The 12,512-nt window shown below is 49.1% G+C and carries 6 protein-coding genes; 2 read left to right on the forward strand and 4 right to left on the reverse strand.

All coding sequences use genetic code 11. From position 1 onward, the window contains the following. Nucleotides 1-137: 137 nt before the first annotated feature. Entirely contained in the window at nt 138-4,217 is a 4,080-nt protein-coding gene (locus EV202_RS03705; RefSeq protein ID WP_131925531.1) for a hybrid sensor histidine kinase/response regulator transcription factor, read from the forward strand. 781 nt (nt 4,218-4,998) lie between these two features. On the opposite strand, the gene EV202_RS03710 is transcribed toward EV202_RS03705, so the two are convergent. The 3 genes from EV202_RS03710 to EV202_RS03720 form a co-directional block, all read right to left on the reverse strand. Next, entirely contained in the window at nt 4,999-6,369 is a 1,371-nt protein-coding gene (locus EV202_RS03710; protein ID WP_106069506.1) for a TolC family protein, read from the reverse strand. 156 nt (nt 6,370-6,525) lie between these two features. Continuing rightward, complete coding sequence (locus tag EV202_RS03715; protein ID WP_131925533.1) at nt 6,526-9,705, reverse strand: efflux RND transporter permease subunit; 3,180 nt, start codon at nt 9,703-9,705, stop codon at nt 6,526-6,528. Nucleotides 9,706-9,720: 15 nt separating this feature from the next. Continuing rightward, the gene (locus EV202_RS03720) at nt 9,721-10,824 is read right to left on the reverse strand and encodes an efflux RND transporter periplasmic adaptor subunit (RefSeq protein WP_131925535.1); all 1,104 of its coding nucleotides are present in this window, start codon (nt 10,822-10,824) and stop codon (nt 9,721-9,723) included. A 223-nt stretch (nt 10,825-11,047) separates the two neighbouring features. Between EV202_RS03720 and EV202_RS03725 the strand changes: the two genes are divergently transcribed. After that, the gene (locus EV202_RS03725; protein ID WP_131925537.1) at nt 11,048-11,956 is read left to right on the forward strand and encodes a helix-turn-helix domain-containing protein; all 909 of its coding nucleotides are present in this window, start codon (nt 11,048-11,050) and stop codon (nt 11,954-11,956) included. Nucleotides 11,957-12,008: 52 nt separating this feature from the next. Here EV202_RS03725 and EV202_RS03730 read toward each other — a convergent pair whose 3' ends face one another. Continuing rightward, nucleotides 12,009-12,452 (reverse strand): hypothetical protein, encoded by a 444-nt coding sequence (locus EV202_RS03730; RefSeq protein WP_106069502.1) that lies wholly within the window; start codon nt 12,450-12,452, stop codon nt 12,009-12,011. Nucleotides 12,453-12,512: the final 60 nt, after the last annotated feature.

A 12,512-nucleotide genomic window follows, 5' to 3' on the forward strand; every position in this document is an offset into this window, starting at 1 on the left:
TCCGTTTTTGTCTACGTTACATAAACTTTCGTATAGCGTACATTTTGGCTTTAGAACCTCTTTAGGGCAGGTTCTTCTCGAAAAGAATGAAGAAGTTTTTTTATCTTTGCTTAGTTTAATAAATATCGAATGCGACTATGAAGACACTGCTCCGGTATATATATGTGTGGCTTGCAATGATTGCGATGTCCATGCCTTGTCACTTCTCAAAGGCGCAGACCGGAAAATTTTATTCTACGGAAAACGGATTGTCCAGCAGTCTGATAAATCAGCTCTTTCAAGACAGCAAAGGTTTCATTTGGGTAGCTACCGAATATGGACTGAACCGTTTCGACGGACTCAACTTCTTTACTTATAGACATGTGCTCGACGATGCTGCTTCGCTGACGAGTGACTACGTGCGTACTATATTTGAGGATAGCCGTCATAATCTGCTGATAGGTTGTATCAACGGTCTGATGAGATATGACAGGGAGACTGACACTTTTTGCACAATCCCCATGATACGTGCAGGCAAGAAGGTTACTCCGCACGTCACGCACTTTCAGGAAGTGAACCAAGGAGAAATCTGGCTGAGTACCAGTGGACAAGGATTATTCCGGTTGGACGATCGGCTCACCAAAGCGGTGTCTGTCGACAGCATGTTTCAGCAAGTGAATTGCACCTATCAATCCAAATTCTGTATCGATTCTCGTTCGGACATCTGGATAGGGACGGATGGGAATGGTCTGGCCCGCTACGTTTCCGGCACGAAGACGCTGCAATACTTTAAGTATCCCACGTTCGGCGACAATAATGTGACGTCTATCTTGGAAGACCGGTCGGGAAATATCTTTGTCGGCACACAAAAGCAGGGTGTGTCGCGCTATGATGAAGTGAAAGGACAAATGGTGCCGGTGCACTACGAGGGCGATGACAAAAGTGTCTCTGTGTATTGCATGGCAATGGTGAACGGGCAAATTTGGGTGGGAACTGACGGACAAGGGGTGAAAGTCTATAACCCCCGGAAGAACCGGCTGGAAGATTATAAGATCAATTCCGCTCCTGTGGACTTCTCCAAGGGGAAGGTGCATTCCATCATGCAAGACAGAGACGGAAATCTGTGGATCGGGTTGTTTCAGAAGGGTATTGTCTTGGTCAGGAGACAAGAAAATCCATTCGAGTACTATGGAAGCAAGTCTATTTATTATAATCCTATCGGACAAGGCTGTGTGATGTCTGTGTTTGCTGACGGTGATGGACATCTGTGGGCAGGTGCGGATAATGAAGGACTTTATGAGTTGGGAGTGGATGGCAGGCGGTTGCGTCACTTTGCTCCCGATGGCGGGGCGTATTCGGTGCCAAACACCATAATATGTATGTATGAGGATAGCGACCATAATTTATGGATAGGCTCTTATGGGCAAGGGGTAGAGAAGCTGAACAAGACTACGGGCAGAAGCGAACCTTTCTCTCAGATAGACGGTTCTGTGGTCTATACCATAACCGAGGATAAAGAGAAGAATCTCTATTTCGCTGTATTCGGCTCCGGTTTTTACCGCTACAATCTGCTATCCGGAAAGATGGAGCACTATGTGTCATCGAAAGATGAAAAAGGCGACCTGAAGCGTAACGAACTGGCGAACGACTGGATAAACTACATCTTTTGTGACAGTGAGGGGCTGTTGTGGCTGGGACATTACAAAGGGGTGAGCTGCTTCAACCCGAAGACCAAGAATTTCGTCAACTACCGGCAGACGAACACTTTGATAACCGGTTGTATCGGTTATGCCTTTGCAGAAGATGGCGACGGTAATATCTGGGTAGGCACAACGAACGGTCTTTATTGCTTCAATAAGAAAACTTCGGAACTGAAACAATACACCACGGCCGACGGATTGCCGAACAATGTGATTTGTGGTATTTGTGAAGATGAGGCGGGAAATATCTGGGTAAGTACCTATAAGGGTGTCAGCAGGTATGATGTGAAGAAGAAGACTTTTGTGAACTATTATTCGGGCGACGGTCTGCAAGGGAATGAATTTACGCATGGGGCATATTACAAGGATGCCAATGGCAGAATTTATTTCGGCGGTGTGAACGGCATCACCCATTTCAATCCGAAGAAGATTAATGCAGGTTCCAAGGAGTTGGGCATTTTTATTACGGATTTCTATATATATAATCAGCCGGTACATAAGAATACGTTTTCGGGGGGTGAGCCTGTGGTGTATTCCTCTGTGCAGGATGCCAATATCTTTCAGCTCTCGCATCAGGATAATACGTTCAGCATAGCGTTTTCCACTTTGCAGTATAATAATCCCGAACAGATAGTCTATCAATACCGGATAGATGAATTGAGCACCCAATGGTCTGTGACGGAGCCGGGAATGAACCGTGTGACATACAACAATCTGTTTCCGGGCAAATATACTTTCCGGGTGCGTGCTCTTAATCATGGCAATTTCTCGGAGATACGCACCGTGAAGATTCTGATTGCCGCCCCCTGGTATCAGACGTGGTGGGCATACTGCCTTTATTTCGGACTGGCGATATTGCTTGTATGGGGAATCGTGAGCAATGTGATGTCGCGCGTGAAGCATCGTCGTGAAATCATGAAACGCGAGCATGCCGAACAGCTGAATGAAGCGAAGTTGCAGTTCTTCATCAACATCTCTCATGAAATACGCACCCCGATGACACTTATCATCAATCCGTTGGAGAAACTGTTGGCCGAAGAGAGCAAAGGGGAACTGCATAAGACGTATCTGATGATTTACCGCAATGCCCAGCGCATCCTCCGCCTGATTAACCAACTGATGGATATACGAAAGCTGGACAAGGGACAGATGTTCATGAAATTCCGCGAAACGGATATGGTGGGATTTATCGGCGATGTGATGCAGCCGTTTGATTACATGGCGCATAAGAAGAACATTGATTTTGTTTTTCAGCATGATATGCCTGGGTTGAAGGCGTGGGTGGACTTGAACAATTTCGATAAAGTGCTGATGAACGTGCTTTCCAATGCCTTCAAGTACACGCCCGAAGGCGGCGAAATACGCGTCAGTCTCTCCACCGGCCAAGATGCTTCTCGCAACGACGCCTTGCGAGACTATTTCGAGATTGTGATTACGGATAGCGGCATCGGTATTGATAAGGATAAGATAGAACGAATCTTCGAGCGTTTCTATCAGATAGACAATGATGTGACGAAATCCAATTTCGGAACGGGCATCGGCCTGCACTTGTCCCGCTTACTGGTGCAGCTGCATCATGGCGAGATTCATGCCGAAAGCAGGACAGACGCCCCGGGCAGCCGTTTCGTTATCCGCATTCCATTGGGTGCCGAACACTTGAGGGCCGACGAGATGGAAGAAGGCGTTTCGTTTGCCCTTCCTCTGCAAATGGCGGCTTCCGACGGAGAGTATGCGGATGAAGGAGATGAAAAGCAGCTTGCCAGGCCCAAGAGTCGGCAGAAGGTTCTGGTGGTCGAGGATGAAGAAGAAATCAGAACCTATTTGCAAAAAGAACTATCCGATGAATACAGGGTATGGACTCGTTGCAATGGTAAGGAAGCATACGACAGCATCCTTAAGGAAATGCCAGACTTGGTGATCTGCGATATCATGATGCCGGAAATGGACGGTCTGATGTTGTGCCACAAACTGAAGCAAAATACGAACATCAACCATATCCCTGTGATATTGCTGACTGCCAAATCGAGGATGGAAGATACTTTGGAAGGCATGGAGACCGGTGCCGATGCCTACATCGTGAAACCTTTCAATACGGAACTTCTGAAAAGCACCATCGCCAACCTGCTTACGAACCGGCGGCTGCTGCGCAATAAGTTCAGCGGTGCACAGCAGCAGGAAGATAAGGTGGACAAACTCTCAATGAAATCGAATGACGAAGTATTGATGGAACGCATCATGAAGGTGGTGAACAAACATCTGGACGACCCTGAACTGAATGTGGAGATGCTTGCTTCGGAGGTGGGGCTGAGCAGGGTGCATGTGCATCGCAAGCTGAAGGAACTGACCAACCTGTCCACGCGCGACTTCATCAAGAACATCCGTTTGCAGCAAGCTGCCTCGTTGTTGGCGCAAGACAAGAAGATGACCATATCCGAAGTGGCCTATGCCGTGGGATATAGCAATCTGTCGCATTTCTCCAACTCCTTCAAGGAGAAGTACGGCATGTCGCCCAAAGAGTATATGAATAAACCTCAATAAACTCTCGCATCAAGTTTTAAAAGAAATCGTCGTATGATAAGAATTCAGTAATCTGTTTTCCGGGGAATGAACAGCGGAGTTATAAATAACTGTTTATCACTAAAACAATTAAACGTTTCTCCGTCTCCGAATGCAAGGCGGCTTCTCTCTATACAGAAAACTCTTGAAAATCGTGGAACAAACTTGTAAGCGGTATGAAATAAAGTTGTTTGCTCCTCGGATGAAACTCTGTTCGCACCGTGCGAACAGATGTCCGTACGGTGCGGATAGACATTTTGAGAATGAAACCGTAAACTCTTTCAATAAACGGATAATATTTACCTGAGTACGCCCACCGCCCTCCCCCCTGTTTTGACAGCTGCAAGCCTTTGTCTTGACAGAGGCAAGTGTCCAAGCCGATAGACACAAGTCTCTGACGTGACAGGCACAGGTGTTTGAGCCGTCAGACGCAAGTGCCTGACGGGGCAGTGGTAAACGTCTGATAAGCAATGAGATTTGACTTTAAGACACAAGCCGCCGGGTGAGGTTATCTACTTGCTTCTTATGCCGAATTCAGGCAATATTTAACCCGTCCGACTTTTGGGGTGCACTTCACCGATGTCCTCTCTGTATACGACTGATCCTACATCAGTCTGCGACTCATGTAGGATCGGTATAGAACCCAATCTGCCTTGTTTTTTTTGATTGGTTCCCGAAGGCCTTTTTAAAGGCTTTCGGGGTGAATATTTTCAATGCCGTTGATGGGCGGGGTCGGAGGAATGAGCCTTTCTTACGGGGGCATCTATTCCTCGCCGCCTCCCAATGCCTGATAAAGGTTTATCAGACTTTGTATCTCGGCAAAGCGGTTGGCTGTTTGCGACAGTTGCGCATTGAGTAATGTCTGCCGGGCGGTGAGCACCTCCAGATAAGTGGTGTTGCCATGCTCCATCAACAGGGAAGTACTTTTTGCGGCTGTTTGCAGAGCAGTCACCTGCTTGTCCAGCAATTCGCTTTTGGCTATGCTTGTCTGCCATGCAGTCAAAGCGTCGTTCACCTCGCTGCCGGCTTTCAACAATGTCTGCCGGAAGGCAAGGGCTGCTTCTTCCTGTCGGGCACGGGCAATGCGATACTGCGCGATGACCTGCCCACGTGCAAAGAGGGGTTGCGTCAACGAGCCCACTGCCGAGGCAAGGAACTTACCGGGATTCACAATCATCGAACCCGCCGCATTGGTCCAGCCTGCACTTCCGCTCAAGGTGATGGAGGGGTAGAATGCAGAGCGGGCCGCGTTGGTTCCGTAGAATGCCGCTTCCAGTGTCCGTTCGGCCGAACGGACATCGGGCCGGGCGGAAAGCATCCGCACGGGAACACCAACGGAAAAGCCTGTCGGGAATTGCTGCCCTGCCAGCACACCGCGCTCGTAGTGGCGAGGTGTTTCTGCCAGCAATAAGGCAAGGCTGTTCTCTACTTGGCTTATCTGCTTTTTCAAGTCGAGGACGGAAGTCTGTACCTGATAGTAAGTGCCTTCTATTTGCGAAACTGCCGCTTCGTTTCTCATGCCCGCCTTCATCAGGGCACGGGTAGAAGCTAAAGTTTCTTTCCATGCTTCTTCCATTTGTTGGGAGATAACAAGCTGTTCGTCCAGCATCAGCAAGGTGTAGTACGTATTGGCAACCCCGGATATGAGGCGCGTACGTACTGCCTGACGATAGTCCAGACTTTGTGCATAGAGCGCCTTAGACTGTTTTTTGGCATTGCGCATACGGCCGAACACATCCAGTTCCCAACCGGCAGTAACCGGCAGGGAATAGGTTTGTGTGGCCTTGCCTCCGTCGAAGCTGCTCACTGTTCCTTGCCGTGCCAAAGCAAAGGAGGGCAGAAAGGCGAGCTTTGCAGACAGCAGAGTAGCTTCGGCCTCTTCCACACGGAGCTGTGCCGTTTGATAGTCGGTGTTGTTCTCCAAAGCCTGTTCGATGAGAGCCTGCAACTGTGGGTCGGTGAAAAGTTCGCGCCACTCCATGTTTCTTAAACTGGCAGAGTCGTCTTCCGTTGCGGAATATTCGCCATACAGATTGTCGGGTACGGAGGTGGCCGGCTTATATTTGGTGTAGACGCCACAACTGCTCAACAATGAACCGAGGGCGACTAACAGAAATGTATTTTTCTTCTTCATGCTTTCGTTTTTTTATTTATGTTTTGAATGGAAAAAGTTCTTTCCGGTATCTATCTTATCTAAGATGTACACCACGAGGAACGCAATGACAAATGCTACTGCTTGTTCCGTCAGAAATGAATAACACTCTTCGTACATTTGCCATATCTCCTCTTCTTATTTGTTTTCCTTCTCTTTCTCACTCCGTTGTTTCTCCAGCAACACCTGCACATCGGCATCCTCGTGTTTCGGCGTGCGTACTTTCTCTTGCAGGAACTCGAAGATAATGTAGAACACGGGCACCACGAAAAGCAATGCCAACGTACCTATCATCATGCCGCCCACGACACCCGTCCCGAGAGATGAGTTGCCATTGGCACCCGCGCCGGAGGAGAACATCAACGGAAGCATGCCGAATATCATCGTGAGCACCGTCATCAGGATGGGGCGTAAACGAGCTTGTGCGGCAGCATAAGCGCTCTCTACAATGCCCATGCCCTTGCGGCGACGTTCCACGGCATACTCCGTAATCAGGATGGCCGTCTTGGCCAGCAAACCGATGAGCATGATGACACCCGTCTGCAAATAGATGTTGTTCTCTAAGCCGAAGAACTTCGCAAAGAGGAATGAACCCATCAGTCCGAAGGGTACGGAGAAGATGACGGCAAACGGTATGAGGAAACTTTCATAAAGACATGACAGAATCAAGAAGATAAGCACCACGCAGATACCGTAAATCAGCACTGTTTGCATGCCGCCGCTGCCGGCTTCTTCGCGAGCCATGCCGCCGTATTCGTAACCATATCCGGAGGGCAATGCTTGGGCGGCGACTTCTTCGATGGCCTTTTGCACCTCACCGGTAGAGTATCCGGCAGCCGGATTGACGTTCACCGAAATAGAACTGTAAAGGTTGAATCGGTCTGCCGTTTCCGGGCCGAGCACCTTCTTCAGCGTGACGAACTGGCTTACGGGAGCCATCTCCGTCCCATTGCGCACGAACATATTGTTCAGTGCATGCTCGTCGAGCCGGAACTCCGGAGAAGCTTGCATCATCACCCGATAAACCTTGCCATACTTGTTGTAGTTCGATATATATCCGCCACCGCAGTAGCTGTTCAGCACATCGAGCACCGTGGCGGGCGATATACCTGCACGCTTGCATTTGGCGGCATCCACCTCTACCGACAGTTGCGGGAAATTCATGGCATACGAGGTATAGGCCACCGCTACTTCCGGACGCTGGTTCAATGCGCCGAGAAATTGCATCACATTCTGATAAAACACAGATTTCTCTCCACCCGTCTTGTCCTGCATGTTCAGTTCCACCGAGTTACCCATACCGTAGCCCGGTATCATACCCATTTGGAAACTGAATATCTGTGCCTCCTTGATGCTTTGGAACCGTGCGTTGAGGCGTGCCATTACGGCATCGGACGAATGCTCCTTGCCTTTGCGCTCGCTCCAATCTTTAAGGCGTACCATAATCATACCGTAAGAAGTGCCTTGTCCGGACAACAATCCATAGCCGGCCACTTTGGAGTAGTGTTGCACTTCGGGCACATCCTTTAACAAGGCTTCTGCCTTATTCAATACCTTGGAAGTCTCTTCGAGCGTATTGCCCGGAGCCGTGCTGACGTTAATCATGATGAATCCTTGGTCTTCCTGCGGCACAAGCCCTGTCTTCGTAGTAGCCATAAGCCATACGAGCAGTACGGTGGCAATGCCCAGTGAAGTCCATGTCATCCAGCGATGGTGGATGGCGAACATCACTCCTTTCTTATATTTGCCTAAGAGGGCGTTGTACGAAGCATTATAAGCGGCCCGTACCCGTCCGTTGATGCTTTTGGGGCTCTTTTTCCCGTCCGAGGGGCGCATCATGATGGCACACAGTGCCGGACATAGCGTCAAGGCGGAAACCATGGAGATGCCTACGGCGGTAGCCATCGTCACACCGAACTGTGTATAGAAGATACCGGATGTTCCACCCATGAACGTCACAGGGATGAACACGGCCATGAACACACAAGTACAAGAGATAACAGCCATCGTCACATCGCCCATGGCGTCTTTCGTGGCTTTATAGGGCGAGGTATAGCCGGCATCGAACTTAGCCTGCACCGCCTCCACCACCACAATGGCATCGTCCACTACCGTACCGATGGCAAGCACGAGGGCAAACAGCGTCAGAATGTTGATGCTGAATCCCGCTGCTGTCATACAGGCAAACGTTCCTACCAATGACACGATGATGGAGATAGAAGGAATGAGCGTACTCTTTAAATCCTGAAGGAAGAAATAAACCACAAGAATCACCAGAATGATGGCAATGACCAGCGTCTCTACCACATTGTGGATAGAAGCGAAGAGGAAGTTGTTGGAACTCATCAGAGTGATAAACTCCGTGCCTTTGGGCAAATCCTTGCTCATATCTTTCAGCAGTTCGGCGATGTTGGCATTCACCTCCGTGGCATTGGCACCCGCCACTTGGAAGGCTATGAAAGTGACACCCGGATGCCCGTCGGTTTCGGCTTGGAAACTGTAAGAAAGCGCACCCAGTTCCACATCGGCCACGTCCTTCAGGCGCAGTACGGAGCCGTCTTCCAACGAACGAATCACGATATTCTGAAACTCTTCCGTACTCTTCAACCGTCCGCTGTATTTCATTGTAAACTGGAACACGTTGTTCGAGTTGGCACCCAGCGAACCGGTAGGTGCTTCGATGTTCTGCTCGCCCAGCACGGCGGTCACGTCCGAAGGTACCAGTCCGTATTGTGCCATGCGTTCGGGGTTCAGCCAAATGCGCATACTGTACGTATCGCCCAGTGCCATCACGTCGCCCACGCCTTCCACACGTTTCACGGCAGGGATGATGTTGATGTCGAGGTAATTGGCCAAAAAGCGTGCGTCGTAGGTTCCATCGGTGCTGACCAGCGTGTTGACCTGCAAGAAGCTGGTTTGCCGTTTTTGCGTGGTGACACCGATTCTCGTTACTTCGGCAGGCAGCAAGCCTTGTGCTTTCGCTACACGGTTCTGCACATTCACCGCAGCCATGTCGGGATCAGTGCCTTGTTTGAAGTAAACGTTTATCGTAGCCGTACCGGCGTTGGTGGCGGTAGAAGTGATATACATCATGTTCTCCACACCATTGATACTCTCTTCCAGGGGCATGATGACACTGTTCATCACTGCTTCCGCATCGGCGCCTATATAGGTGGCGTTGACCTGCACCGTAGGCGGTGCTATGTCAGGATACTGCTCCACCGGGAGGGTGAGGAGCGAGATGAACCCGACTATCAATATCAGCAGCGAGATGGAAATAGCCATCACCGGCCGCTTAATGAATATATTTCCTTTCATAAAATCTTTTCCTCCTTACTTCACTTGCGTTCCTTCTCTCACCAGTCCGGCACCATCGGAGATAATCTCATCATCCTGCTTCAATCCGTCCAGCACCACATACTCGCGTCCGTCGCTTACCGATGCCACACTGATCAAGGTGGAGGCAGCTTTGCCATCTACTACCTTATATACTATGATCTTGTCCTGAAGCTGCACTGTGGCACCTTGCGGAATAACGATACATTGTTTATATGTACTTGGTATCACTACATTGCCCGACGCACCGCTATGCAACAGACGCGAGGCATTGGGAAATATGGCGCGCACCGACACGGTTCCCGTCTTGCGGTCTATCACGCCGCTGATAGATTCTATCTTTCCCTTTTGCTCATACATGGAGCCGTCGTTCAGTTGAAGCTGAACTTTGGGCATGGCTTTCAGCGCCTCATCCATCGTGCCGTGTTCGCGAGTGAGAGCCAGCAGTTGATTCTCCGTCATGGAGAAGTAGACGTACATGTCGCTGTTGTCGCTTACCGTGGTGAGCGGCTGCGGTATGGCGGCACTCACCAAAGCGCCCACCCGGTAGGGTAATGCTCCCACCACTCCGTCGGAAGGACTCTTCACTTCGGTGTAAGAGAGGTTGTTGCGGGCAATTACCTCCTGAGCCTCTGCCTGCGAGAGTTGTGCTTTGGCAGAAAGATAGGAGTTCTCCGACATTTGCAGTGTGTATTGTGAAACCACCTTTTGTGTATGCAACTCCTTATTACTGTCATAAGCCAGTTGTGCGGTGGCCAGCGAAGCGCGTGCCGCCTCCACATTGGCCGCCGCTGTCTTGAGGGCCGCCCTATAGGGCACTTGGTCTATAACGAACAACAATTGCCCGCGACGTACTTTCTGTCCTTCCGTCACACAGAGCCGTTCTATCGTTCCCGATACCTGCGGATAGATGTCGATGTCCTGTCGTCCGCGGATGGTGGCAGAGTAAGAAGTTGAAAATTCCTTGTCGGTAGTAGTCACCTTCATGGTGGCATACGAAGATTTTACCTGAGCGTCCGGTGCTTGTTTGCACGATGTCAACCACATTGTACCACTGATGAACATCATCAGCCGTATCCATTTTCCATTTACCTTTATCATATTCCTAATATTATATTAAAAACTGCGGCAAAAATAGGATTATAGAATATCATTGACGTAACATATTATTCCACAGTAATGTTCTTTTTTTCCTATTCTTTTTCTTTTTTCAATCTATGGTACAGGAAATAAGTAATATAGAACAATGCTGAGAGTAAATAGGACATTTTAATTAAGGGATTATTGGCCATCTTTGCACTATTCAATAAGGAATAATAGAACAATGGAAAATAGAACAATCAAAGAACTCTCTTTTGAAGACCTCAAGCCCTACAGCAGTCAGTTCATGTATATGGATGATTATGTGATGATGACCGATCAGTTCCAGATACCTTCTCTTCATCCCGAAGAAGCCGTAAGGATGCAGTTTCTCCTCATCGTACTGTGCCAGGAAGGGTATGTACAGCTGGACGTCAATTGGAAGAATTATCAATTGAACGCGTATGACGTTCTCATTTGTCTGCCCACCATGGTGTTGAGCCGCATCATGTTCTCGCCCGGCACCCGGATAAGAATGACAGGCTTTTCTATTCAGTTCCTGAACCGTGCAGTCAAAAAAGAAGAGGGGATGGATAACATGTTCTTTTACCTCAACAAACACCCCATACAGCGTCCTTGCGAAAGCGGAAAGCCGCCTTTGGCTCATTACTATGAACAGCTCATCAAAGGGAAGATAAACAGTGTGCCCGGGCGTTTCCATAAGGATATCTTGCAACATCTTTTCTCTGCCTTTTTCTGCGAGGTGATGTCGGTACTTTATGAGCAGGCGGGTAAAGAGGAGCAACAGCAGGGAGGTGGCATCAAGCGTGGAAGCTATGTGTTCAAGCAATTCCTGATGGAACTTTCCAAAGCCAACGGTATGCACCGTACGGTGAATTACTTTGCCGATCGCTTGTGCTACTCGCCCAAATACGTGTCGGCCGTCATCAAGCAGGTGAGCGGACGCACCGCCATGGAATGGATCAACGAATATGCCATCGAGCAGATAAAGCTGCGACTGAAGCACTCGGACAAATCCATCAAAGAGATTGCCGATGAGTTCAATTTCTCCAACCAGTCATTCTTCGGCAAGTATGTGAAGGCACATTTGGGCATGTCGCCTGCGCAGTACAGGAGAGAACCGGAGGGATAAGGCGTATAGGGTGGTAGAAAGAATGGCACAAACGAGGATAATGATACCGAATTTATTTCAATCTCAGCCAGTTCTTGATGTATTGTTTCTTGAATGTATCTCCGAAGGCTAAAATAGGCGGTGTCGATATCAGGCATGCTCCTATGAAATAGACCACGGCCAAGCCATGCAGTAGCAAATAGCCTAGCATGAACATGCCGACCACCAACGCTTGCTTGTTTAGCAGCGAGCGTTTCGACCTGTATATGAGCAACAGCCATCCCAAGCAGTAGAACGCAACGGCCAACTCGTCTCCCTGATTATTCGGAATAAAAGCAAACGTCTTCGTATCTATGTAGCAGGAACAAAGCGTAAATACGTTCCATTGCAGCCAAGCGGGTTTTATGCCTTGCATCACAAAGAAATATACCCCCGACAGTCCCAAGAGGATAAAAACTATTCCACCGGCTGTCAGGAGCATATCTCCGTTTCTTGTAGTTTCATTGTCTTTTCTCATCTTTCTGCTGCAAACATCGTCAAAGGCACGACAAGAGAGAGAAATGGATACTCCTTCCGT

Origin of the sequence: Prevotella heparinolytica, assembly GCF_004342845.1 — a bacterium.
Lineage (GTDB): Bacteria > Bacteroidota > Bacteroidia > Bacteroidales > Bacteroidaceae > Bacteroides > Bacteroides heparinolyticus.

Excerpts from the sequence above, each read along its gene's own strand:
- EV202_RS03705 (WP_131925531.1), top strand. The coding sequence starts at position 138 with ATGAAGACACTGCTCCGGTATATATATGTGTGGCTTGCAATGATTGCG.
- EV202_RS03710 (WP_106069506.1), bottom strand. The coding sequence starts at position 6,369 with ATGAAGAAGAAAAATACATTTCTGTTAGTCGCCCTCGGTTCATTGTTG.
- EV202_RS03715 (WP_131925533.1), bottom strand. The coding sequence starts at position 9,705 with ATGAAAGGAAATATATTCATTAAGCGGCCGGTGATGGCTATTTCCATC.
- EV202_RS03720 (WP_131925535.1), bottom strand. The coding sequence starts at position 10,824 with ATGATAAAGGTAAATGGAAAATGGATACGGCTGATGATGTTCATCAGT.
- EV202_RS03725 (WP_131925537.1), top strand. The coding sequence starts at position 11,048 with ATGGAAAATAGAACAATCAAAGAACTCTCTTTTGAAGACCTCAAGCCC.
- EV202_RS03730 (WP_106069502.1), bottom strand. The coding sequence starts at position 12,452 with ATGAGAAAAGACAATGAAACTACAAGAAACGGAGATATGCTCCTGACA.